This is a genomic window from Chromobacterium sp. LK11 (genome assembly GCF_001043705.1).
Classification (GTDB): domain Bacteria; phylum Pseudomonadota; class Gammaproteobacteria; order Burkholderiales; family Chromobacteriaceae; genus Chromobacterium; species Chromobacterium alkanivorans.
This window is the reverse complement of record NZ_LDUR01000012.1, coordinates 149037-172747: the sequence shown is the minus strand read 5'-3', so window position 1 is coordinate 172747 and position 23711 is coordinate 149037. Positions and strand designations below refer to the sequence as shown.

General features: G+C 64.8%; 23 protein-coding genes. 15 read left to right on the top strand and 8 right to left on the bottom strand.

Annotated features, from left to right (window positions below; all coding sequences use genetic code 11):
* Nucleotides 1–73 precede the first annotated feature (73 nt).
* A complete protein-coding gene (gene yihA / locus VK98_RS08415) occupies nucleotides 74–706 on the top strand; it encodes a ribosome biogenesis GTP-binding protein YihA/YsxC (protein WP_048413604.1) in 633 nt (210 codons plus the stop codon).
* Between the two features lie 179 nt (nucleotides 707–885).
* On the opposite strand, the gene VK98_RS08410 is transcribed toward yihA, so the two are convergent.
* From VK98_RS08410 to VK98_RS08400, 3 genes are all read right to left on the bottom strand, one after another.
* The gene (locus VK98_RS08410; protein WP_048413603.1) at nucleotides 886–1758 is read right to left on the bottom strand and encodes a septal ring lytic transglycosylase RlpA family protein; all 873 of its coding nucleotides are present in this window, start codon (nucleotides 1756–1758) and stop codon (nucleotides 886–888) included.
* Between the two features lie 133 nt (nucleotides 1759–1891).
* Nucleotides 1892–2356 (bottom strand): tRNA (cytidine(34)-2'-O)-methyltransferase, encoded by a 465-nt coding sequence (locus VK98_RS23275; RefSeq protein ID WP_082158834.1) that lies wholly within the window; start codon nucleotides 2354–2356, stop codon nucleotides 1892–1894.
* 40 nt (nucleotides 2357–2396) lie between these two features.
* Nucleotides 2397–3110 (bottom strand): ComF family protein, encoded by a 714-nt coding sequence (locus tag VK98_RS08400; protein ID WP_048413601.1) that lies wholly within the window; start codon nucleotides 3108–3110, stop codon nucleotides 2397–2399.
* A gap of 144 nt (nucleotides 3111–3254) precedes the next feature.
* On the opposite strand from VK98_RS08400, the gene bioB reads away from it, so the two are divergent.
* The 10 genes from bioB (at nucleotide 3255) to VK98_RS08350 (ending at nucleotide 13991) form a co-directional block, all read left to right on the top strand.
* Nucleotides 3255–4238 carry a biotin synthase BioB gene (bioB, locus tag VK98_RS08395; protein ID WP_048413600.1) on the top strand — a complete coding sequence of 328 codons (984 nt, stop codon included), beginning with the start codon at nucleotides 3255–3257 and terminating at the stop codon, nucleotides 4236–4238.
* Nucleotides 4239–4354: 116 nt separating this feature from the next.
* Nucleotides 4355–5509, top strand: a complete 1155-nt coding sequence (gene bioF, locus VK98_RS08390; RefSeq protein WP_048413599.1) for an 8-amino-7-oxononanoate synthase — start codon at nucleotides 4355–4357, stop codon at nucleotides 5507–5509.
* Nucleotides 5510–5581: 72 nt separating this feature from the next.
* On the top strand, nucleotides 5582–8431 hold the full coding sequence (locus tag VK98_RS08385) for an EAL domain-containing protein (protein ID WP_082158833.1): 2850 nt from the start codon (nucleotides 5582–5584) through the stop codon (nucleotides 8429–8431).
* Nucleotides 8421–9050 carry a class I SAM-dependent methyltransferase gene (locus VK98_RS08380; RefSeq protein WP_048413597.1) on the top strand — a complete coding sequence of 210 codons (630 nt, stop codon included), beginning with the start codon at nucleotides 8421–8423 and terminating at the stop codon, nucleotides 9048–9050. Before VK98_RS08385 ends, VK98_RS08380 begins: the two co-directional genes overlap by 11 nt.
* Nucleotides 9051–9074: 24 nt before the next feature.
* Nucleotides 9075–9839: a pimeloyl-ACP methyl ester esterase BioH gene (bioH, locus tag VK98_RS08375; protein WP_048413596.1), complete on the top strand. Its 765-nt coding sequence runs from the start codon at nucleotides 9075–9077 to the stop codon at nucleotides 9837–9839.
* Nucleotides 9836–10738 carry a malonyl-ACP O-methyltransferase BioC gene (gene bioC, locus VK98_RS08370; protein ID WP_048413595.1) on the top strand — a complete coding sequence of 301 codons (903 nt, stop codon included), beginning with the start codon at nucleotides 9836–9838 and terminating at the stop codon, nucleotides 10736–10738. Before bioH ends, bioC begins: the two co-directional genes overlap by 4 nt.
* Nucleotides 10739–10742: 4 nt before the next feature.
* Nucleotides 10743–11306: a GNAT family N-acetyltransferase gene (locus VK98_RS08365; protein WP_048413594.1), complete on the top strand. Its 564-nt coding sequence runs from the start codon at nucleotides 10743–10745 to the stop codon at nucleotides 11304–11306.
* Nucleotides 11303–12202, top strand: a complete 900-nt coding sequence (locus VK98_RS08360) for a patatin-like phospholipase family protein (RefSeq protein ID WP_048413593.1) — start codon at nucleotides 11303–11305, stop codon at nucleotides 12200–12202. The genes VK98_RS08365 and VK98_RS08360 overlap by 4 nt, the downstream gene beginning before the upstream one ends.
* A gap of 170 nt (nucleotides 12203–12372) precedes the next feature.
* The gene (locus VK98_RS08355) at nucleotides 12373–13026 is read left to right on the top strand and encodes a glutathione S-transferase family protein (RefSeq protein ID WP_048413592.1); all 654 of its coding nucleotides are present in this window, start codon (nucleotides 12373–12375) and stop codon (nucleotides 13024–13026) included.
* 107 nt (nucleotides 13027–13133) lie between these two features.
* Nucleotides 13134–13991 (top strand): sterol desaturase family protein, encoded by an 858-nt coding sequence (locus VK98_RS08350; protein WP_048413591.1) that lies wholly within the window; start codon nucleotides 13134–13136, stop codon nucleotides 13989–13991.
* 121 nt (nucleotides 13992–14112) lie between these two features.
* On the opposite strand, the gene VK98_RS23270 is transcribed toward VK98_RS08350, so the two are convergent.
* Nucleotides 14113–14841 (bottom strand): glycine zipper 2TM domain-containing protein, encoded by a 729-nt coding sequence (locus VK98_RS23270; RefSeq protein WP_082158831.1) that lies wholly within the window; start codon nucleotides 14839–14841, stop codon nucleotides 14113–14115.
* A 512-nt stretch (nucleotides 14842–15353) separates the two neighbouring features.
* On the opposite strand from VK98_RS23270, the gene VK98_RS08340 reads away from it, so the two are divergent.
* The 3 genes from VK98_RS08340 (at nucleotide 15354) to VK98_RS08330 (ending at nucleotide 19986) form a co-directional block, all read left to right on the top strand.
* Entirely contained in the window at nucleotides 15354–16730 is a 1377-nt protein-coding gene (locus tag VK98_RS08340) for an amino acid permease (RefSeq protein WP_231589231.1), read from the top strand.
* A 349-nt stretch (nucleotides 16731–17079) separates the two neighbouring features.
* On the top strand, nucleotides 17080–18456 hold the full coding sequence (locus tag VK98_RS08335; protein WP_048413589.1) for an amino acid permease: 1377 nt from the start codon (nucleotides 17080–17082) through the stop codon (nucleotides 18454–18456).
* A gap of 216 nt (nucleotides 18457–18672) precedes the next feature.
* Nucleotides 18673–19986 carry a sodium-dependent transporter gene (locus VK98_RS08330; protein WP_048413588.1) on the top strand — a complete coding sequence of 438 codons (1314 nt, stop codon included), beginning with the start codon at nucleotides 18673–18675 and terminating at the stop codon, nucleotides 19984–19986.
* A gap of 215 nt (nucleotides 19987–20201) precedes the next feature.
* On the opposite strand, the gene VK98_RS08325 is transcribed toward VK98_RS08330, so the two are convergent.
* The 4 genes from VK98_RS08325 to VK98_RS08310 all read right to left on the bottom strand — a co-directional run bounded on the left by VK98_RS08325 (nucleotide 20202) and on the right by VK98_RS08310 (nucleotide 22842).
* Nucleotides 20202–20513, bottom strand: coding sequence for an AzlD domain-containing protein (locus tag VK98_RS08325; protein WP_048413587.1), 312 nt, complete (start codon nucleotides 20511–20513; stop codon nucleotides 20202–20204).
* On the bottom strand, nucleotides 20510–21214 hold the full coding sequence (locus VK98_RS08320) for an AzlC family ABC transporter permease (protein ID WP_048413586.1): 705 nt from the start codon (nucleotides 21212–21214) through the stop codon (nucleotides 20510–20512). The genes VK98_RS08325 and VK98_RS08320 overlap by 4 nt, the downstream gene beginning before the upstream one ends.
* Before the next feature lie 128 nt (nucleotides 21215–21342).
* The gene (locus tag VK98_RS08315; RefSeq protein ID WP_048413585.1) at nucleotides 21343–22176 is read right to left on the bottom strand and encodes an AraC family transcriptional regulator; all 834 of its coding nucleotides are present in this window, start codon (nucleotides 22174–22176) and stop codon (nucleotides 21343–21345) included.
* 21 nt (nucleotides 22177–22197) lie between these two features.
* The gene (locus VK98_RS08310; protein WP_048413584.1) at nucleotides 22198–22842 is read right to left on the bottom strand and encodes a MarC family NAAT transporter; all 645 of its coding nucleotides are present in this window, start codon (nucleotides 22840–22842) and stop codon (nucleotides 22198–22200) included.
* A 176-nt stretch (nucleotides 22843–23018) separates the two neighbouring features.
* On the opposite strand from VK98_RS08310, the gene VK98_RS08305 reads away from it, so the two are divergent.
* On the top strand, nucleotides 23019–23492 hold the full coding sequence (locus VK98_RS08305) for a copper chaperone PCu(A)C (protein WP_048413583.1): 474 nt from the start codon (nucleotides 23019–23021) through the stop codon (nucleotides 23490–23492).
* Nucleotides 23493–23711 lie beyond the last annotated feature (219 nt).

The following is a 23711-nucleotide window of genomic DNA, read 5'->3' as shown; positions in this document are numbered from 1 at the left end:
TATCCCTAAATATCTGTAAAAGTGGCAATTTCAAACCTGCTATTCTATACCAACTGATTTCACCCTTACTACTATGTCGACTTTTCAAAACGCCCGATTTTATACCACCGTCAACCACATGAAGGACTTGCCGCCCACCCGCGCGGAGGTCGCCTTCGTGGGCCGCTCCAACGCCGGCAAGTCCAGCGCCATCAACACACTGGCCAATCACGCCCGTCTGGCGCGGGTGTCCAAGACGCCGGGCCGCACCCAGCACATCAATTTTTTTGAGCTGGGCAACGAATGTTTTCTAGTCGATTTACCCGGTTATGGCTATGCCGAGGTGCCGGAAGCGGTGCGCGCGCACTGGGTGGAGCTGCTGGGACGCTATCTGCAATCGCGCCAGAGCCTGATCGGCCTGCTGTTGATCATGGACGCGCGCCATCCCTTGAAAGAGCTGGACCGCAAGATGCTGGAGTTCTTCCGCGTGACCCGGCGGCCGGTGCACATCCTGTTGTCCAAAGCCGACAAGCTGTCGCGCCAGGAGCAATCCAAGGTGCTGGCCCTGGTCAAGCGCGAGCTGAATGACTATCCGGACGTCAGCGTGCAGATGTTCTCCAGCCTGAAGAAAAGCGGGGTGGAGGACGTGGAGCGGGTGGTGAACGGCTGGTTCGACCAGCACATGGGACAGCCGGCCGAGGACGAGGCCGCGCCGCCGGAACTTTAGGAACAGGCCTCCACCTAAACAAGCAGGTGGCCAACACCTCCCGCTTGCCTCCCTGAGCGGGGCCTGGATGGATCAGGCTTACCCCGGCAGCAGCTTGCCGGGGTTTTTTATCGGCGGCGGAAACAAGAAAGGCGAAGGAGATGACTCCTTCGCCTTTGTCATGGACACCGTCTTGCGGTTTACAGGCTGGTGACCACGGTTTCCACGTGCAGGTTCTCGGCGGCGTTGCGCACCGCGTCGCTGGAGCGGAACGGCCCCAGGCGCACTTTGTAGACGCCTTCCTGGTTCACGATGCCGAGCTTGGATTCGTACTTGTCGTCCATCTCGCCCAGCATTTTCTGCACCATCGCCTCGGCGTTGGCCAGTTTGGAGAAGCTGCCCAGTTGCAGGTACTTGGGCGTGTCCTCGGCTCGGCGCGCGGTGCTGACGGGATGGGTGCTGGCGACGTTCTCGCCGCCGGCGTCCGGCCACACGCGTTCGATGGCGATCTTGGCGCTGCCTTGCTTGATGAAGCCCAGGCGATAGGCCGCCGCGTAGGACAGGTCCATCAGGCGGCTCTTGTGGAAGGGGCCGCGGTCATTGACCCGCACCACCACGGATTTGCCGTTGTTCAGATTGGTGACCCGGGCGTAGCTCGGGATCGGCAGCGTCGGATGGGCGGCGGTCATGGCGAACATATCGTATTTCTCGCCGGAAGACGTTTTGCGGCCGTGGAACTGCTTGCCGTACCAGGAAGCGCGGCCCGTGGCTTGATAGGGCTTTTCGCGCGTGTCGGGGCGGAAGCTCATCCCCAGCGCCGTGTAGGGCAGATTGGCCGACTTGATCAGCGGCTCTTCCTGCGGCACGGCGTCCGGCACCAGGTTCAGGTTGACCGGAATATGGTCGGCGGGACCATCGTTCTGGAAATAAGCTCCATTCTTGGCAACGGTTTTCTTGTTGCCGGTCGACGAGGAGGCCGACTGGTTGGTGGCGCTGGCCGTCTTCACGGTGGAACAGGCCACGAGTACGAGACTGACGAACACAAGCCACAGCCATCGGAGTACTGATTGCATAGATCTCCCTTATGCTGTCGGAACCACTGCGAAAACTCGGCGCGCCGTTTGATCGTCGGCGCTTCGCGCTTGCATGTAAGCGCTCAGTCCGGGCTTTACCAGAGTCCCTTGTTGGGCCGATCTGCGAACCGCTTCAGCTTCCCCCTGCGAAATCGAGCTGTCGCCAAGCCTCGAACACCGTCACCGCGACCGCGTTCGAAAGATTGAGACTTCTTGATTCTGGACGCATCGGCAAACGAATCCTCTGCTGGGCAGGCAAAGACTCCAGCACTTCAGGCGGCAGACCGCGGGATTCGGGACCGAACAAAAAAACGTCCCCAGGTTGATAGGATATCCGGTCATGGCGCTCGGAGCCCTTGGTGGTGGCGGCGAAAATACGCCGTCCGCGCAAAGTCTCTTGACAAGCCGCCCAATCCTCATGAACCACTACGCGAGCGTACTCGTGGTAATCGAGTCCCGCGCGGCGCAGCTTGGCGTCCTCCAAAGGGAAGCCCATGGGTTTGACCAGATGCAGTTCACAGCCGGTGTTGGCACATAAACGAATCACATTGCCCGTGTTGGGCGGTATTTCCGGCTGAAAAAGAATTACAGTGAACATCGTTGGCAGGCTGGATTGTTCCAAAGAATCAAAATCTTGGTCAAGTTTTAGGAGAAAAGGCCCTGGCGAGCACCCAGCCATCGACCCGTTTTGCCCCCTGTTTTTTCAAAATTTCGGCCAGCGCCGACAGGGTGGCGCCGCTGGTGGCGACGTCATCGACAATGGCGATGGAAAGCCCGTCACAGCGGCAATTTACGCCGAAAGCATGGCGGAGGTTTTTCCTGCGTTCGGCGCGTCCGAGCGAGGCTTGGGGCGGAGTGTTGTATTTTCGCCAACACAACTCGGCGCTCAAACGGCTCGCCATTGTAGCAGCGATCGCTTTCGCCAGCTCATGACTTTGATTGAAACCGCGCTCGGCAAGTCGTTCTTTTGCCAATGGAACGGGAATGACGAGGTGATATTTTGGGCTGCGCGGCCGGGCGAAATCGGCGAGCAGGCCGCCCAGCGCCGCGCCCATTTGCAGCTGTTTTCCGTATTTGAAGGCGTGGATCAGCGCGGCGAGCGGGTAGTCGAAGCGGTAGGGCGCGTACAAGGCGTCGAAGGCGGGCGGACGGCGCTGGCATTGGCCGCAGCAGCCGCCGGAGACGGGCAGCGGTTCCGCGCAGCGCGCGCATTGCGTGGACGGCAGCGCCGGCAGTTGCCGGCGGCAGTCGCCGCAAAAGCCCCGGTCTGCCCGCCAGTCTCCGCAGAGCCAGCATGGCTGATTAAATATTGTGCAACTGTCAATTATGAGTCTCTTCAGGTTTGACAGCATAAGGTCCTCCCCAGCAAGATGCGCTGATTCGCCCCACGCCCGGCCGGGCGTGGCACTCTGACGGTCCTGACGGCGCGAGCTGGAATTATCCTTGCCTGATCAAGGTGTTCCAGCGCCGGACAGCGGCCACAGCCAGGATAGACCATGCATTCTTCCGCTATCGAATTCAAGCCTTCCGCCACCCCGCACCCGGAGTCCCCCAGCTGGACTGTGGCGGAAATCGAAACCTTGTTGGCGCTGCCCTTCATGGAGCTGGTGTTTCGCGCCGCCGAGATCCATCGCCAGTTCTTCGACCCCACCAAGGTGCAGCTGTCCACGCTGATTTCCATCAAGACCGGCGGCTGTCCGGAGGACTGCGGCTACTGTCCGCAATCGACGCATCACGACACGCCGGTGCCCAATCAGCCGATGCTGACGGTGGACGAGGTCTTGAGCGCCGCGCGCGCGGCCAAGGCCAACGGCGCCAGCCGCTTTTGCATGGGCGCGGCCTGGCGCGGCCCCAAGGACGCGGACCTGGAGAAAACCCTGGAAATGGTCAAGGAAGTCAAAGCCTTGGGCCTGGAAACCTGCGCCACTTTCGGCTTGCTGAAAGGAGGCCAGGCGGAAAAACTGAAGGCGGCGGGCCTGGATTATTACAATCACAATCTGGACACCTCGCCGGACAAATATTCTGATGTCATTGCCACCCGCGACTACGAAGATCGTCTCGACACTTTGGGAAAAGTACGCAGCGCCGGTCTGTCGGTGTGCTGCGGTGGTATTGTTGGCATGAATGAAACCCGCAACGATCGCGCAGGTCTGATTGCACAGCTAGCGAATCTTGAGCCGCAACCGGAGTCGGTGCCGATCAACAAGCTGGTCAAGGTAGAGGGCACGCCGCTGGAAGGCGCCGCGCCGCTGGACTGGACCGAGTTTGTGCGCACCATCGCGGTGGCCCGCATCGTGATGCCCAAAACCTATGTGCGATTGTCCGCCGGACGCCGTGAAATGGATGAGTCCACGCAGGCTTTGTGCTTCCTTGCCGGGGCCAATTCCATCTTCTACGGCGACAAGTTGCTGACCACCGGCAACCCCGAGGTGGACGCCGACCGGCAGCTGCTGGAAAAGCTTGATCTGACGCCGCTTTGAGCGGTTTGGGCGGCGGATTCGCGGGCGATGTAAAAAATGTATATATAAGGAATAGCTTGGGCGGTCGGCGGAGCCGGTTCCGGCCAAGCCCTTTTCACGGGATATTTCGAGCCGATATGCGCCTTCAAGACCTGCCTGCCGCCCTGCTGGATCTTTCCGCCACCCATCGCCGTCGCCAACGCGCGGTCGTCGACAGCCCGCAGGGCGTCGAAGTGGTGGTGGATGGACGTTCCTACGTCTCTTTCGCCAGCAACGATTACCTTGGATTAGCCGATCATCCGGCTCTGGTGCGCGCCGCGCAGCAGGGCCTCGAACGCTGGGGCGTGGGCGGCGGTTCGTCGCATCTGCTGGCCGGCCACTTCAGCGTGCAGCAAGAAGCCGAGGAGGCGCTGGCGGAGTTCGTCGGTCAGCCGGCGGCATTATTGTTCGGTTCCGGCTACGCGGCCAATCTGGCGATTGTCAGCAGCTTGCTGGACCGCGGCGACGCGGTGTTCGCCGACCGGCTGAACCACGCCTCGCTGAACGACGCCTGTAGACTGAGCCGCGCCGAGTTCAAGCGCTTCCATCACAACGACCTGGCGCAGCTGGAACGCCTGCTGGCCGAGTCCGACGCCAAGACCAAGCTGATCGCGGTGGAAGCGGTGTACAGCATGGACGGGGACGAAGCTCCGCTGCCGGCGCTGCTGGCTTTGGCCGAGCGCCACGACGCCTGGCTGTACGTGGACGACGCCCACGGCTTCGGCGTGCTGGGCGACGGCCGCGGCGCGCTGGCCGAGCACGGCCTGTCCAGCCCGCGTTTGATTTACATGGCGACCTTGGGCAAGGCCGCCGGCGTGGCCGGCGCCTTCATCGCCGGCGGCGCCGACCTGGTGGAATGGCTGATCAATTCCGCGCGCAGCTATATTTACACCACCTCCCAGCCGCCGGCGCTGGCCTGTGCAATCCTGGCCAGCCTGCGTCTGATCGCCGAGGCTGGCGAGCGGCGCGCGCGGCTGCGCGAATCGATAGAAATCCTCAAATCCGGACTATCTGAATTCAAATACTCTGCAGGGGCTTCCCGAACGCCGATTCAGCCACTTATCATAGGCGGCGATGAACAGGCGTTGGCCTTGGCCGCCCGTCTGCGCGACCAGGGCTTGTGGGTGCCGGCGATCCGCCCGCCCACGGTGGCGGCCGGGACCGCGCGCTTGCGCCTGTCTTTGTCGGCCATGCACCAGCCGGAACACTTGCAGCGCCTGCTGTCCTGTATTCAGCGCGCCGCGGCGTCCTGAGCCGACGCGCCCATGGGGAGGGGCGCATCGGCATGGCCGGATTTTCCAGCTAACTCATACTACGATAATCACATGAAGAGCATGGCTGAATATCTGGCGACGCCAGAGCAGGCCGCCGCGATGGCGCTGTCTCTGCTGCAAGAGCAGGGAGGGGTGCGCGTTGCCGCGGTCTGGCGGCAGCTGGGGGCGGCCTGGCAGCTCTTGGCGGCCTTGGGCGCCGCCGACGCCTTGCCCGGCGCGGAGACGCTGGCGGACGGAGACAGGCTGGACGCCGGCTGCGAGGCGATGCCCTTGCGCGCCGGCGAACAGGTGCTGGGCTGGCTGGTGTGGCGCGGCGACGCCGGTCCGGCGCTGAACCCGGCCGCCGCGCTGCTGTGCGCCCATCTGCTGTGCGCGCGGCTGGGCGCGGAGCAGGTGGCCTCGCGCGAAGCCAATGAAGCCCTGTTCGACATTTCCCAACTGGCCGAAGAATGCGGCACCATCGACCAGGTGCTGCCCGGCCTGCACCGCCAGATGATGCGGCTGATGGACGCCAGCAATTTCTACATCGCCCTGTACGACGACGAAGCCCAGGTCATCCACTTTCCCTTCTACATCGACCAGCGCGACCCCGCGCCGCCCGCCAGCGACGCCATCTTCCCGCTGGCCGGCCACGCCCAGTCGCTGACCGCCTGGCTGATCCGCGGCGGCAAGCCGGTGGTGCTGAGCCGCGAGCGCCTGCTGGAAGTGTGCCAGCAGGAAGGCCTGAGCCGACAGGGCCTGTTGCCGGCCAGCTGGATGGGCGCGCCGCTGGCCAATGCCGGCGGCCATGTGATCGGCGCGGTGGTGCTGCAGCTGTACGAGGATCAAACGCCGCTGACCTCGGCCGAGCAGCAGTTGTTCCTGTTCGCCGCCCGCCACGTCGGCTTCGTGCTGGAGCGGGTACTGCACCGCAGCCAGCTGGAGCGCCAGGTGTGGCTGCGCACCAGCGAGCTGGAAGGCGCCAACGCGCGGCTGCGCGCGGAAGTGGCCGAGCGCAAGCGCGCCGAGCGCTTTCAGGGCGCGCTATTCCGGATCGCGGAGCTGTCCAATACCAGCCTGTCGCTGGAGGCCTTCCTCGGCGGCCTGCACCGGCTGCTGGCCGAGATGGTGCCGGCGCGCAACTGCCTGGTGGCCTTGTACGACCAGTCCGAGGACTGCATCACTTTCCCCTATTGCGCCGACGAATACGCGCCGCCGCTCAAGCCGCACCGGCCGGGCAAGGGTTTCGTCGAACAGGTGCTGCACAGCGGCCGGCCTTTGCTGATCGATCCCTACTCGCAGCAGAACCGCCAGCCCGAGGCCGACGAGGAGCTGCCCCGGCCCAAGAGCTGGCTGGGCGTGCCCCTGTATTGCGGCACCGATCTGTTGGGCGTGCTGGCGGTGCAAAGCTATGAAGAGGACGTGGTCTACAACTTCCGCGATCAAGAAGTGCTGGAGTTCGTCGCCAACCACATCGGCGCGGCGCTGACCCGGGTCAAGGCGCTGGAGAGCCTGCAAACCTCTTACGTGGAGCTGGAGCAGCGGGTGCGCGAGCGCACCAGCGAACTGGACGCGGTCAACGCCCAGCTGGAGTTCGACAGCCTGCACGATCCGCTGACCAAGCTGCCCAACCGCAGTTATTTTTCCAAAGCGCTGCGCCGGGCCTGGGAGACGTATTCGCATGGCGGCGGCGAACGCTTCGCGGTGCTGTTCATCGACCTGGACCGCTTCAAGCTGGTCAACGACACCCTGGGCCACCTGGCCGGCGACCACCTGCTGTTCGAGGCCGGCGCGCGCATCCGCTCCTGCCTGCGGCATTACGATTTTCTGGCGCGGCTGGGCGGCGACGAGTTCGCGGTGCTGATGTTCGGCATGGACGGCGGCGGCGACTGCGAACGCATCGCGCAGCGCATCGTCAGCGAGTTCGAGCGGCCGGTGATCCTGGCCGGGCGCGAGGTGTTCTCCACTGCCAGCGTCGGCGTGGTGCTGGCGGACCACGAGCATTACCACAAGGCCGACGATCTGCTGCGCGACGCCGACCACGCGATGTATTGCACCAAGCAGCAGGGCCGGCAGGGCTACACCCTGTTCAACCACGAACTGCGCATCAACCAGGCGGACCAGCTGGCGCTGGAGAGCGAGCTGCGGCGCGCGCTAGAAGAGGAAGGGCAGTTGCAGCCGTATTTCCAGCCCTTCATCGACGGCGACAGCGGCGAACTGGTCGGCTTCGAGGCGTTGGCCCGCTGGCAGCATCCGCAGCGCGGCCTGATCTCGCCCGGCCTGTTCCTGCCCATCGCCGAGGAGAGCGGGCTGATCACCCGGCTGGACCGCTACATGCTGAACGCCGCCTGCGCCCAATTGAGCGCCTGGCGGGTCCAGGACAGGGTGGGGCCGGAAGTGGCCTTGCATATCAATCTGTCGTCGGCGCATTTCCACGATCCGGAGCTGGCGGCCTGGATAGGCGAGCGCATTCGGCATTACCGGCTGCCGCCGGCGACGCTGCACCTGGAAATCACCGAAAGCGCGCTGATCGATCAGCCGGAAATCGCCGCCACCGTGATGCACGCGCTGCATGAGTTGGGGGTGAGGCTGGCGCTGGACGATTTCGGCACCGGCTATTCGGCCTTGTCCTATCTGCACCGCTATCGCTTCGACGTGCTGAAGATAGACCAGTCCTTCGTCTTCGACCTGGACCGCACCCAGGAATCGGCGGCCATCGTACGCGCCATCCTGGCGCTGGCCAAGGCGCTGGACCTGGACGTGGTGGCCGAGGGCGTGGAAACCGCCGCCCAGCTGGCCATGCTCAAAAAGATGGGCTGCGGCAAGCTGCAGGGCTTTTACTTCGCCGCCCCGGCGCCGGCCCAGAGCGTGGACTGGGAGCGGCTGGCGCGCTTCCGCCAGGAGTTCCAGGATGAGCGCTAGCGGATGGCGGCGCTGGCCGCAGGCCTTCAACCGCTGGCGCTACAATCTGTACGCGCCGGTCTACGACCGGCTGGCGCAAGCTTTCGCCGCGCGCCGGCGCCGTTCCATCGCCCTGCTCAATCCGCAGCCGGAAGAGCGCGTCTTGCTGGTGGCCGCCGGCACCGGCCTGGATCTGGACTTCATGGTGCGCTGTCGCCATGTGGCCGCCATCGACATCTCGGACGGCATGCTGGCGCGGCTGAGCGCCCACGCCGCGGCGCTGGGCATGGCGGTGGACGCCAGGGTGATGGACGCGCAGGCGCTGGATTTCCCGGACGCCAGCTTCGACGCGGTGGTGCTGCACCTGGCGCTGGCGGTGGTGCCGGACCCGCAAGCCTGCATCCGCGAAGTGGAGCGCGTGCTCAAGCCCGGCGGCCGGGCGACGGTGTTCGACAAATTCCTGCCCGACGGCCGGCGGCCGTCCCTGTTGCGCAGCGCCAGCAACCTGCTGTCGCGCGTGATCGCCACCGACATCAACCGCCGGCTGGAAGATATCCTGGCGGCCTGCCGTTTGCGCAAGGTTCATGACGAAGACGCCGGCCTGGGTGGTTTCTTTCGCATCGCGATCTTGCGAAAATGAAGGTTTCACCCCATCTGGTCGTCCATGAGTCTGTTTGTTGAAACGCTGGGCCAAGGCCCGGACGTGGTCCTGTTGCACGGCTGGGGCCTGCATGGCGGCGTGTTCAGCCGCGTGGCGGCGCAATTGGCCGCCGGCCATTGCGTGCATCTGGTCGATCTGCCCGGTCACGGCGCCTCCGCGCCGCTGGCCTCCTTCGACGCCGACGCGGTGGCCGATCTGCTGGATCAGGCTTTTCCGCTGCCGCTGCAATTGGTGGGCTGGTCGCTGGGCGGCCTGATCGCCCAGCATTGGGCGGCCCGTCATCCCGACAAGATCAAGAGCCTGGCCTTGGTGGCCACCAGCCCGCGCTTCGTGCGCGACGACAGCTGGCCGCACGCGCAGGAGCGCAAGTCCATCGAAGCGGTGGCCGCCAGCCTGGACGGCGCCTTCGAACAGACGCTGGAGCGTTTCCTGGCCTTGCAGATGATGGGCGCGCCGTCGGCGCGCGACACGCTGAAGGCCTTGCGCGCGGAGCTGTTCGCCCATGGCCGGCCGCAAGGCCTGCTGCCGGCGCTGGAATTGTTGCTGACGGCCGACGCGCGCGCGCTGGCCGGCCGCATCCAGTGCCCGACGGGCCTGTTCTACGGCGCCCGCGACGCCATCACCCCGATAGGCGCCGGCCGTTGGCTGGCCGACGCGCTGGGCGACGCCCGGCTTTATGAATTTCCGCAAGCGTCGCACGCGCCGTTTCTGTCGCACGAAGCCGAATTCGTCGCCGCGCTTGCCCAGCACTTGGAAACCCATGCATGACTGAAGCGTTTTACACCGACAAGGCGCGGGTGCGCGCCTCGTTCGAGAAGGCCGCCGCCAGCTACGACTCCGCCGCGGTCCTGCAGCGCGAAGTCTCCGACCGGATGTCCGAGCGGCTGGACTACATCAAGTTTCAGCCGCAAGTGGTGCTGGACGCCGGCGCCGGCACCGGCTACGGCTCGGCCCAGCTGCGCGCCCGCTATCCGGACGCGCGCGTGGTGGAGCTGGACCTGGCGCAGGCGATGCTGCAAGCCTCGCGCGCCAAGCAGCAAAGCGGCGACGGCCTGTTGAAAAAACTGTTCCGTCCCAGCCAGCCGTGGCAGGTGGTGGCCGATGTCGAGCGCCTGCCGCTGGCCGACGCCAGCGTGGACATGATCTGGTCCAGCCTCACCATCCAGTGGGTCAACGTGCCGGACAGCGTGTTCGCCGAATTCCGCCGCGTGCTGAAGCCCGAAGGCATGCTGATGTTCTCCACGCTGGGGCCGGACACCTTGCACGAATTGCGCGGCGCCTTCGCCGGCGTGGACCGCGCCACCCACGTCAACCAGTTCATCGACATGCACGACCTGGGCGACGCGCTGATGCGCGCCGGCTTCGCCGAGCCGGTGATGGACATGGAAAAAATCGTGCTGACCTACGGCCGCGCCCGCGAAGTGATGGCGGACCTGAAAGCCATAGGCGCGCACAACGCCACCAGCGGCCGCGGCCGCGGCCTGATGGGCAAGCACGCCTGGCAGCGGGTGGAGGCGGCGTACGAGGCGCTGCGCCGCGACGGCAAATTGCCGGCCACCTACGAGGTGGTGTACGGCCACGCCTGGAAGGGCGGCGACAAGAAGCTGGCCAAATTCAGCGAGGACGGCCGCCAGGTGATCGAGTTCGTCAAGAAGCGGCCGGAATAAGTCGATGCCGACCATCCGCCCGGCCACGGCCAAGGATGCCGGCTGCCTGGCCGCCCTGTCGATTCAGGTATGGCTGAGCACCTACGTCACCGACGGCGTCCGCCGGGACATGGCCGACTATGTGCTGAGCGAGTTCACGCCGGCCAACTTCGAGGCGCTGATCGCCAGCCCCTCGCATCAGCTGCTGGCGATGGAGCAAGACGGCTTTCTGCTCGGCTACGCGCTGATGAAGCTGGACAGCCGATGCCAGGGCTGCGATTTCCCCAGCGTGGAAGTCGAGCGGCTCTATCTGGTGGAGAGCCGCACCGGGGCGGGCCTGGGCCGGCGCTTGCTGCAGGCGGCGCGGCAATGGGCGTCCGGCCTGCCCGGTCAGCCGCGTTTGTGGTTGACGGTATGGCACCGCAACGAACGCGCGATCGCCTTCTACCGCCGGCTGGGCATGAGCGTCCACGGCGAATGCCATTTCGAATTGGAGGGCGCGCGGCATCTGAATTACGTGATGCTGGACTCCGCGTCCGTTGGGGCGGCCCGGCGGCCGCCGATCTCTGAAAGCCCGATGGAATCATGATTAGCAAACACACACTCCGCCCCTGGCTGTTGGCGGGCATGGCCGCGCTGCTGTCGGCTTGTTCCACCTTGTCCACCCCTCCCGCAGCGGTGCCGCCCAAGCCGGCGCTCAAGCCCAAGATCGGCCTGGCGCTGGGCGGCGGCGCGGCCAAGGGCTTCGCCCATGTCGGCGTGATCAAGGTGCTGGAAGCCGCCGGCCTCACCCCGGACCTGGTGACCGGCACCAGCGCCGGCAGCGTGGTCGGCAGCCTGTACGCGTCCGGCCTCAGCGGCATGCAGCTGCAGAGCCGCGCCATTCAGCTGGACGAATCCAATCTCACCGACTGGACGCTGTCGAGCAAGGGCGTGATCAAGGGCGAGAAGCTGCAGAGCTGGATCAACGCCCAGGTGGCCAACAAGACCATGGAACAACTGCCGCGGCCGTTCGGCGCGGTGGCCACCGAACTGGACAGCGGCCGCAAGGTGGTGTTCCGGCTGGGCAACACCGGCCAGGCGGTGCGCGCCTCGGCCAGCATTCCCAACGTCTTCCTGCCGGTGAAGATCGGCAATAAGAGCTATGTCGACGGCGGCCTGGTCAGCCCGGTGCCGGTCAGCGCCGCGCGCGAGATGGGCGCCGACTTCGTCATCGCCGTCGACATCTCGGCGCGGCCGCGCAAGGGCGCGGCCACCGGCTTCCTGTCCATGCTGGACCAGAGCCTGAACATCATGAACGGGCCGGCGCTGGCGCAGGAACTGAAGCAGGCCGACGTGGTGATCCGCCCGCAAGTGCAGAATATCGGCTCCGCCCAATTCGACGCGCGCCATCAGGCTATTCTGGAGGGGGAGCGCGCCGCGCAGGCGGCGCTGCCGCAGATCCGGCAATTGCTGCAGCAAAAAGCCGTGGCCATGAACAAGTGAGCCGGCTTCTTCGGACGCGGGGCCGGCAAGGCCCCGCGCGAGGCCGACAAGCGGTCGGTTTTAAATGTAAATTGGATTAATGGCATAATGCTGCCGGGCCGGCCTTGCATCGCAACATGACCGGCCGCCCACCATCAGCAACCGCGGGCCCCGCCTGCCTGGAGACCTGGATGATCAAGCTTTACGGCGCTGCGCTGTCCCCTTATTACAACAAGGTCAAAATCGCCTTGCTGGAAAAGGGCGTCAACTTCCAAGAAATCCTCACCGGCCCTTCGCAGCAGGAAGAACTGCTGGCGAAGAGCCCGATGGGCAAGATTCCTTTCGTCGAAGTGGGCGGCCACGCGATGGCGGAGTCGGCGGTGATCCTGGAATGGCTGGAAGACGCTTACCCCACCGCCTCCCTGCTGCCGCCGACGCCCAACGGCCGCGCCCACGCGCGCCAACTGAGCGCGATGCTGGATTTGTACGTGCTGATGCCGGCGTTGCCGCTATACCGGCATTGGCTGTTCGGCAGCCCGCTGGAAGCGGGCGCCATTGACGCGGCGCGCCAGCAGATCGCGCGCGGCGTGGCCGCCTGCGCCCAACTGCTGGATTACGGCCCCTGGGCCTGTGGCGAGGACTTCAGCAGCGCCGACATCGGCGCCGCCTGCATCCTGCCGGCGCTGTCGCAGATGAGCAAGGCCTTGCTGGGCGAAGACGTGACCGCCGCCTTCCCCGAGCGCGACGCCTATCTGCAGCGCCTGGCCGCGCGCAAGAGCGTGAGCCGCACCTGGAGCGAGCGCGAGGCGGCGCTGACCGCCTTCCGCGCGCGCCAACAGCAGTAACACCGCTGTCCCGCTTGCCGGAATTCGGCGTTTGAGCAATTATAGAGTTCAAACTCCAATCAAGTGTTTGCGTTAGCGCGGACACGGTTCCCAAGCGGGAGGCGGTGATGAAGTTCGACATACAGCTGCTGCTGCTGGCGATGGCGCCGGTGTTTCTGGCCTTCGTCGCCGGCGAGTTGTGGCATCTGCGCCGGCAGCGCCGGCTCAGCCTTTACGATTGGCGCGATTCGGTGTGCAGCGCCTGCCTGGGCTTGCTGCACCAGGGCGCGGACAAGCTGGCCTGGGTGCTGGTGTTGCCCTTGTACGCGTGGATTTACCAGCAACACCGCTTGTTTCAGTTTTCCGATTCCTGGCTCAGCTTCCTGCTGCTGTTCATCGGCCAGGACTTTCTCTACTACTGGTTCCATCGCGTCAGCCACCGCGTGCGCTGGTTGTGGGCGGCGCACAGCGTGCATCACAGCTCCACCCGCATGAACTTCACCACCGCCTTCCGCCAGAGCCTGATGTATCCGCTGGCCGGCATGTGGGCGTTCTGGCTGCCGCTGGCCTGGCTGGGCTTCCCGCCGGAACAGGTGGTGGGCGTGGTGCTGCTGAACCTGGCCTTCCAGTTCTTCGTGCACACCCAGGCCTGCCCCAAGCTGGGCTGGCTGGAGTACGTGCTCAACACCCCGTCCATCCATCGCGGCCACCACGCCAAGAATCCGCGCTACATCGACCACAACTACGCCGGCGTGCTGGTGGTCTGGGACCGCCTGTTCGGCACCTATGTCGAAGAGAGCGCCGACGATCCTTGCGACTACGGCACCGTCAAGCCGGTGAACAGCTTCAATCCGCTGTGGGTCAGCGTGGTGGAATGGCGGGACATGCTGCGCGAAGCCTGGCGCGCGCCCAATTGGAAAGACCGCTGGACGGTGCTGTTCGGCCCGCCGGAAGCCGCCGAGGCGGCGGCGGCGCGCTGGCGCTGAGGGCATGAAAAAAGCGGACCGGGAGGTCCGCTTTTGCGTAGCATGGTCTTGAGCCAGCTTGCGTGGCTAGCAAGCATCAGCGTCAGCGCTGAGCCAGTCGGCGCAACTCTACAGCAGGATGCTAAACCAGCACCTTGCCGTTCTTGGCCGGCAGGGTCTTGCCCTTGGGCTTGCGGTCCATGCGCACGGTGCCGGTCTTGCCGTCCAGCGAGTACTTGACGTCGTAGCCGACGACTTTTTCGCTGCTCTCGTTCACCTCGTTGCAGATGGTCTGGGTGCTGTTGACCTGGTCGCGCTGCTGCATGCCTTCCTGCACCTTGTTGCCGGCCAGGCCGCCGGCCAGCGCGCCGATCACGGTAGCGGCCTTCTTGCCGTTGCCGCCGCCCACCTGATTGCCCAGCACGCCGCCGATCACGCCGCCTATCACCGAGCCGGCGATGCGGTTTTCATCCTGCACCGGCGCCTGGTGAGTCACTTGCTGCTGATGGCAGACCTGCTTGGGCGCGTTGACGGTTTCCTTGATCGGCGTCACCGCCAGGATGCGGGCGTGAGTGGCGTGAACCGGCGCCGCCGGCTTGGCCGGCGCGCTGGGTTCGGCGGGCTTGCTCGCCGCTTGCGCCGTTTGCACCGCGGCGGCGGGCGCCGCCGCCGCAAGTACGGCCGGAGCGGAGGCCACGGCGGGAGGCAGCGCCGCCGCGGCGGCGGAAGCGGCCGCCGGCGCGCTGGCGGTTTGCTGCGGCGCGGCCGCGGTTTGCGGATTGGACTTCACCGCCTGATAGCCGGCCACGCCCAGGCCGCCGAGAGCGATGCCGCCGCCCAGCACGCTGGCGATCAATAAGGATTGTTTCATGGTTCGTCTCCAAAACGAGGCCGTCTATGCGGCCGTAATCATGATGAGTGAGATGAAATTCAGACACTTCATGGTGGCAGACAGTTGCAAATCAAATGTTTTCCATTTGTTACTAAAAGTGGCGAATCGTTAGCGTTTGCGGCGGCGGTAGCCGTGCTCCGGGGGCGCTAGCGATTTGATTTAAATCAAGATATCAGCGAGCGAACGCTTGCTTATATGCGAGTCGGCTGATAGGCGCGCAAGACGGGCGCTGTGGCAGAAATTTGCAGTAGTCTGCAGGTAATTGAGCAATTAGAGCAAAGTATTTGTTTAAATAATCGAATTTAATTTCATTGTATTCAATATATGACGCGTTCAAGGCATAAAAAGCCAATGTCGTCGTTTGACGCGGGGCTTGCTTGGGTGCTTAATGTCCAGCTTGTCGATGTTTGCAACAGAAACGACGCGGCTTGCCTGAATTGTCATGCTGTTGGTATTAATGTTGCTGGAAAATGATGATTGAGGGGGCAGCCTTGACTGATATTTCAAACGAAGCCGGTTTGAAGCGCGGTTTGAAAAACCGCCACATCCAATTGATCGCGCTGGGCGGCGCGGTGGGCACCGGCCTGTTCCTCGGTTCGGCCAGCGTGCTGAAAGCCGCCGGCCCGGCCATGATTCTGGGCTACGCCATCGCCGGCCTGATCGCCTTCATGATCATGCGCCAGCTGGGCGAGATGGTGGCGCAGGAGCCGGTAGCCGGCTCCTTCAGCCACTTCGCCTACCGTTACTGGGGCGATTTCGCCGGCTTCCTGTCCGGCTGGAACTACTGGGTGCTGTACATCCTGGTCAGCATGGCCGAACTCACCGCCGTCGGCGCTTATGTCCAGTACTGGTGGCCGCACGTGCCCACCTGGGTGTCCGCGCTGGTGTTCTTCATCTGTATCAACGGCATCAATCTGGCCAACGTCAAGGTTTACGGCGAGGCGGAGTTCTGGTTCGCCTTGATCAAGGTGGTGGCGGTGATCGCGATGATTCTGTTCGGCGGCTACCTGCTGCTGACCGGCACCGGCGGCCCGCAGGCTTCGTTCAGCAATCTGTGGAACGACGGCGGCTTCTTCCCGCACGGCTTCAGCGGCCTGTTCATGATGATGGCGGTGATCATGTTCTCCTTCGGCGGCCTGGAACTGATCGGCCTGACCGCGGCCGAGGCGGACAATCCGCGCACCACCATCCCCAAGGCGGTGAATCAGGTGATCTACCGCATCCTGATCTTCTACATCGGCTCGCTGGTGGTGCTGTTGTCGCTGTACCCGTGGAGCAAGGTGGCGTCCGGCGGCAGCCCCTTCGTGATGATCTTCCAGCAGATCGGTTCCGGCCTCACCGCCAATCTGCTCAACTTCGTGGTGCTGACCGCGGCGCTGTCGGTGTACAACAGCAGCGTCTACGCCAATAGCCGCATGCTGTACGGCCTGGCCAAGCAGGGCAACGCGCCCAAGACGCTGATGCAGGTGGACAAGCGTGGCGTGCCGGTGACGGCGATCCTGGTTTCGGCGCTGGCGACCTTCGCCTGCGTGATCCTGAACTATGTGTTGCCGGGCGAGGCGCTGGGCATTCTGATGTCGCTGGTGGTGGCCGCGCTGGTGACCAACTGGGCGATGATCAGCCTGACCCATTTGAAGTTCCGTCGCGCCAAGAACGAAGTCGGCGAGCAGCTGGTGTTCAAATCGTTCTGGTTCCCGCTGACCAACTGGATCTGTCTGGCCTTCATGGCGATGATTCTGTTGATCCTGCTGCTGACCCCGGGCGCCGCGGTATCGGTCTATGTGCTGCCGATATGGCTGGGCCTGTTGTGGGTGGGTTATCGCGCCAAGGGCGCCCCGGCAGAAGAACCCGCGCGCCAGACGCCTTGAGGATGTTTGCGCTCGCCAGGCGAGCGTAATCGGCAGGGCCGCCTCCCCGGGCGGCCCTGCTTTTTTTGCGCCGGCCATGCGCAACCGGCGCGCCTGTTTTTGGACAAAATGTCTAAATTCAAGGCGATATGGCAATGGTCTGCTGTTATTGGCCCATTGTATTGAAATGTTTTTTGACCTTATGTCTTGTTTTGTTTAATCTGGTCATGGTTTGTTTGAAGTTGATGTATGTAATAGGGATGTCTTGCTGATTTTTATTAGACTTATTGTCTAATTTGCGAGTGGTGAGGGCCTTGCTGCATTGATGAAGCAATACCGTTCCATTCACTAATCAGCAGGAGGCGCCAAGGTGAGCGTTACCCCCACTTCCACCGGTTTGAAGCGCGAGCTGAAAAACCGCCATATCCAGTTGATCGCGCTGGGCGGCGCGATCGGCACCGGTCTGTTCCTGGGTTCGGCCAGCGTGTTGAAAGCGGCCGGCCCGGCGATGATTCTCGGCTACGCCGTCGCCGGCTTCATCATCTTTCTGATCATGCGCCAATTGGGCGAGATGCTGGCCGAGGAGCCGGTGGCCGGCTCGCTCAGCCATTTCGCCGGCCGTTACTGGGGCAAGTTCCCCGCCTTCCTGTCCGGCTGGAACTACTGGGCGCTGTACGTGCTGGCCGGCATGGCCGAACTGACCGCCGCCGGCGAGTACGTGCGTTATTGGTGGCCGGAAATTCCCACCTGGGTCACCGCGCTGGTCTTCTTCGTGGCGATTACCGGCGTCAATCTGAGCAGCGTCAAATACTACGGCGAGACCGAGTTCTGGTTCGCGCTGATCAAGGTAAGCGCGGTGATCGCGATGATCGTGTTCGGCGGCTATCTGCTCTTGTCCGGCAACGGCGGTCCGCAGGCCTCGGTGAGCAATCTTTGGCGCGACGGCGGCTTCTTCCCGCACGGCGTCGGCGGCCTGTTCATGACCATGGCGGTGATCATGTTCTCCTTCGGCGGGCTGGAGCTGATCGGCATGGCGGCGGCGGAGACTCAGGATCCGCAGAAAACCATTCCCAAGGCGGTGAACCAGGTGATCTACCGCGTGCTGATCTTCTACATCGGCTCGCTGTTGGTGCTGCTGTCCTTGTATCCGTGGAGCAAGGTGGCCGCCGGCGGTAGCCCCTTTGTGATGATCTTCGAGCAGATCGGCGCCGGCTTCGCCGCGCACGGTTTGAATTTCGTGGTGCTGACCGCGGCCTTGTCGGTGTACAACGGCGGCGTCTACGCCACCAGCCGCATGCTGTTCAGCCTGGCCCAGCAGGGCAACGCGCCCAAGAGCATGGCCAAGCTGGACAAGCGCGGGGTGCCGGTCAACGCCACCTTGCTCTCGGCGCTGGCGACCTTCGCCGGCGTGGTGCTCAACTATCTGCTGCCCAGCGGCGCGCTGGCGCTGTTGATGTCGCTGGTGGTCACCGCCTTGGTGATCAACTGGGCGCTGATCAGCCTGACGCATCTGAAGTTCCGCCGCGCCCAGGGCGGCCGCAAGCTGGTGTTCGCTTCCCTGTGGCATCCGTTCGCCAACTGGCTGTGCCTGGCCTTCATGCTGATGATTCTGGGCGTGATGTTGTTCACCCCGGGCGTCGCGGTGTCGGTGTACGTGTTGCCGGTGTGGCTGCTGGCGCTGTGGCTGGGTTTCCGTCTGAAAAGGACGGGGCCGAATGAGGCCGGCTTGGCCGTCGACCAGGCGTGAGCGCGCATGCCGGGCTTGACGCGCAGGGGCGGAAACCGGCATGCTTCCACGCTTATGAAGCAGATCATCCCTTTCCAGACCAAAACGTGGTGGTGGCGCAGCTAATCGGCGCGCCAGGGATTTTCGCATCTGTTTTCCGGGCCGCCGTCATGGGCGGCCTTGTTGTATCCAGCCTTACCCCGTGCGGCGGCAAATTGTTCTGACTCAGGAGTTGTCATGTCTCGCACGCAATGGGGTTCCCGCCTCGGTTTCATTCTGGCTTCGGCCGGCGCCACGGTGGGTCTGGGCTCCATCTGGAAGTTTCCCTACGTCACCGCGATGAACGGCGGCGGCGCCTTTCTGCTGATCTATCTATTGCTGACCTTCACCCTGGGCATCGCCTTGCTGCTGGCCGAGATCGCCATCGGCCGCGCGGCGGCCTGCGGCGCGGTGAGCGCGTTCGCGCGGCTGGGTTCGCGTCGCTGGAAGCTGGTGGGCTACGCCGGCGTGCTGTGCGGCTTTCTGGTGTTTTCCTTCTACAGCGTGGTGGGCGGCTGGACCCTGGGCTATCTGCTGCGCGCGCTCGACGGCCGGGTGATGAGCAACGACCCGGCGGCGCTGGCGCGCCTGTTCGGCGATTACGTGTCCGACCCCTTCGAATCCCTGCTGACTCACGCCCTGTTCACCGGGCTGACCCTGTTGGTGGTGATGTGCGGGGTGCAGAAGGGGATTGAGCGCGCCGGCAAGGTGCTGATGCCGCTGCTGTTCCTGTTGATGCTGGGCCTGATCGCCCGCTCGCTGACCTTGCCCGGCGCGGAAGCCGGCGTGGCGGCGCTGCTGACGCCGGACTTTTCCAAGGTGACGCCGGGCATGCTGGTGGAGGCCTTGGGCCTGGCTTTCTTTTCCTTGTCGGTGGGCGCCGGCTGCATGATCGCCTACGGCTCCTACCTGGGCCGGGACGCGAAACTGGCGGGCGCCGCGCTGTGGGTGACCGGCCTGACCACGCTGACTTCGGTGCTGGCCGGCCTGATGATCTTCCCGGCGATCTACGCCTTCGGCCTGGACCCGCAGGCCGGCCCGGGCCTGACCTATATGACCATGCCGGTGGTGTTCAACCACCTGCCCTTCGGCCAAGGCCTGGCCGCGGCCTTCTTTCTGCTGCTGCTGATGGCGGCGCTGACTTCGTCGGTCTCCTTGCTGGAGCTGGTGGCGGTGTTTCCCATCGACGAGTGGGGCGTCGGCCGCCGCAAGGCGACGCTGTTGATCTGCCTGCTGGTGTTTTGCGCCGGAGTGCCGGCGGCGCTGTCCTTCGGCCCGCTGGCGGACTGGAAGCTGTTTGGCCGCAATGTGTTCGAGTTGATGGACTACACCGCGTCCAACATCCTGCTGCCGCTGGGCGGCATCGGCACCGCCTGCTTCGCCGGCTGGGTGATCTGGCCGACGATGCGCGCCGAGCTGCAACTGCCGGCGGCCTTGAGCGCCGGCGTGCGCTTCATCTATTGCTGGGCGGCGCCGGTCTTGATCGGCCTGGTGCTGGTTTACAATATCTGAGCCCAGGTTCTGCGCGCGGCCCTTTGCCGGCCGCGCGCCGCAAAGCGGCTCACGCTGGCTCCGAACGGGTTCTTAGAATGTGTTTACGATCTCGCGAGCTAAGGCGAGACAAGGCGAAAACGAGCGAAAAAGCGGAATGTACAAGTGGTACATGAGCATTTTGAGCTTGGTTTCAACGCCGTATCGCCGACGCGCAGCAGATCGTAAACAGGTTCTTAGAGCCAGCGCAGCAAGCCGTAGACGATGAAGCTGACCACAATGGCGAGCAGGGTCTTGCCGTTCTTCCACGCCACCGCGACGGCGACCAGGGTGCCGATCAGGTAGGCGTTGCCCAGCGACAGATCAATATGTCCGGCCGGGGCCAGCGCCATCGGCACCACCAGCGCCGACAATACCGCCGCTGGCACATAGTGCAGCGCGCGGTTCAACCAGTCCGGGAAGGCCAGCCGCTGGCCGAACACCAGGAAGCTGGCGCGGATCAGCAGGGTGGCCGCCAGCATGCCGAGTATCATCCACCAATGGTTCATGCCGCCTCCTTGCGCTTGCCTTCCAGCAAGAGTCCGGCGCCGACGCCGAGCAGCGCCGCCAGCATCAGGTCCAGTTTGTAGGGCAGGCCGCGCGCCAACAGCGCGGTCAGGCCGGCCACCGCCGCCGCCGCCAGCGTGGGCCGTTTTTTCAATTGCGGCGCGACGATGGCGGCGAAGGTCGCCACCATGGCGAAGTCCAGTCCCAGTTGCGCCAGCCCCGGTACCGAGCGTCCCAGCAGCACGCCGGCCAGCGTCCACGCCTGCCAGTTGCCGTACATCGCCAGCGAGGAGCCCAGCCAATACCACTGGCCGCCGGCCGCGCCCTGGGTGCGGAAGCGGTGTTCGACCACGGCGAAGGTTTCGTCGGTGAGCCAGAAGGCCAGCGGCCAGCGCCAGGCCAGCGGCCATTGCCGCGCGTAAGGCAGCAGGGTGGCGCTGTACAGCGCGTGGCGCAGATTGACCACGAAGGTGGTCAGCCACAGCACCGGCAGCGCGGCGCCGGCCGCCACCAGGCTGACGGCGATGAATTGGGAAGAACCGGCGAACACCAGCAAGGACATGGCCTGGGTCGTCAAGGGGCTGAGTCCGGCGGCGATGGCCAGGGTGCCGAAGATCAGGCCGAAGGGCGCGGCGCCTATCAGCATCGGCAGGCTGTCGCGCGCGCCTTGCAGCGCCCAGGCGGCGGGGGTGGGGCGAGTCATCGGAACGGGGCCTTGCGAGGATGAGGTGCATTCATCATGCAGGCGAAAGCGTCCGGCGTCTTGAACGATTTTGCAGGGGGGGCTTGCCGTGCGGCAGGGCGCTTGCGCGAGTCAGCGGGAACAGGCGCTCAGCGGCGCAGGCCCAGCGCGCGCTGATAGGCCGCCGGCGCCAGGCCCACGGTGTGGCGGAAGGCACGGGTCAGGTGGGCCTGGTCGGCGAAGCCCAGGCTGAGCGCTACCGCGCCCGGCGTCTGGCCCTGGGCCAGCAGCTGGCGCGCGCGATTGACGCGCAGCTGATTGCGCCAGGCCACCGGCGGCAGGCCGAAGTGCTGGCGAAACTGGCGGCACAGCTGCCAGGGGGAGAGCTGGGCCGCCGCCGCCAGCGCCTGCAGCGACAGATTGTCGCTGATGGCGTCGGCCAGCATCTGCCGCGCCAGCTCCACCGCGCGCGGCGCGGCGGCCTGGGTCTGGTCGCGCACCTGCATATGGCGTTGCAGCACCGCGCCGAACATCCGCTGCAGCGCCGATTCGCGCAGCAGCCGGTCCTGGCTGTCGCGCAGCAGGCGATGCAACTGGTCCATGCCGGCGGCCAGCGGCGCGTCCAGCACCACGGTGTCGCGAAAATAAGGCCGGGCGTGGGCGTCGCCGCTGATGTCGGCGGCCAGCCGCTGCAGGAAATCGGCGGACGGGTAGAAGCCGCGGTAGGCCCAGCCGCGCGCGTCGGCGGTCTCGCCGGTGTGCACTTCGCCGGGGTTGATCAGCACCAGCGCGCCGACGCCGGCGCGGTGGGTGCCGCCGCGGTGATGGTAGGATTGCGCGCCCAGAGTCAGCGCGTTGACCACGTACTCTTCATGAAAATGCGGCGGAAACACCCGTTGGGCGTAGCTGGCGTCCAGGCATTCCAGAGCGCCGATGTCGTCGGCGCGGAAAAAGTCGGAACGGTCGGACGCCTGGGGGGACATGGCGGGGCGTCGCGGCCGGCCTCAGGAACCGGCCATGAAGGTGCGGATGCCGGAACCGACGAACTGCACGCCGATGCAGATCAGCAAAAAGCCCATCAGCCGCGTCATCACCTCGCGGCCGCCGCGGCCCAGGCGCTGGGCGATCAGCTGCGAGGATTTCAGCGTCAGCCACATGCCGAAGCAAGTGCCGCCGATGGCGGCGAAGGTCATCGCGAAGGCCAGCGCCTTGGCCGGCAGCGTGGTCAGTTCGGCGATCTCGGTGGAAATGCCGATGACCACGGCGATGGTGCCGGGCCCGCTGATGCCGGGCATGGCCAGCGGGAAGAAGGCGTAGTCCTCGCGCTCTCCGGTCTTGGGCGCGTTGCCCGGGTCTTGCGACAGGAACAGCATGCGGTAGCCGAGCACGGCGACGACGAAGCCGCCGGAAATGCGCAGCGCGCCGTAGGAGATGCCGAAGGCCGACATGATCAGGTTGCCGGCCAGCAGGCTGACCACCATGATGGCGGCGGCGAACACGCAGGCGCGCCGCGCCTGGTTGTCGCGCGCGGAGTCGCTCATTTCGCGGGTCAGGGTGATGAACAGCGGAATTTTGGACAGCGGGTTGGTGATGGTGAGCAGGCTGAGCAACCCGCCGAACAGGAATTGGAGCGACAACGTCTTGAGCATGGCACTACGCTGATGAAGCGAACATTACAAGGAATGGACGCAGTCTGCCTGAGGCCGCGGGCCGGTGACAAGGGAAATTCCACGGCGCGCGCGCGGCATGACATTGGCTGTGGCATTATGCCGCACGGCGGTCCATAAGGGCTGTGCTAGAGTGCCCCAAACCCAAGGAGTCCATTATGCGAAAGACATTGAGCGCGTTGCTGTGCCTGTGCCTGCTGAGCGCCGGCGCGATGGCGCACGAATTCAAGCTGGGCGATCTGAAGATCGGCCATCCGTGGAGCCGGGCGATGCCGGAAAGCAGCCCGACCGGCGGCGTCTACCTGTCGCTGAGCAATCGCGGCAAGACCGCCGACAAGCTGTTGTCGGCCAGCACGCCGCGCGCGGCCAAGGCCGAGCTGCACACCCACATCAACGACAACGGCGTGATGCGCATGCGCGAAGTGGCCGGCGGCGTGGCCGTGGCCGCGGGCCAGGAAGTCAAGTTCGCTCCGGGCAGCTATCACGTGATGCTGATGGGCCTGAAGCAACCCTTGCGCGTCGGCGACCGTTTTCCGCTGACCCTGCGCTTCGAGAAGGCCGGCAGCGTGACCGTGGACGTGGTGGTGGAAGACGGCGTCGCCGCCGCCGCGCCGGCCGAACACGCGCATTGAGCCGCGTGGCCGCGGCCGTTTGCTACCGGTAACGTTGCGCCGAAGTTACATCGTGCAGCGCAGCAATCGGCGCGGCCTGGAGTAAATGCTTTACCCGGGGCCGGCGACTGGGCAGACTTGGCGTCGGGAATGTGTTGCGAACAAGACGTCATTGCCACTGCCGGCGCCCTGACAAGGTCAAACGCCAAGTCTGCACAAAGAGAGAAACGATGGAGGAGC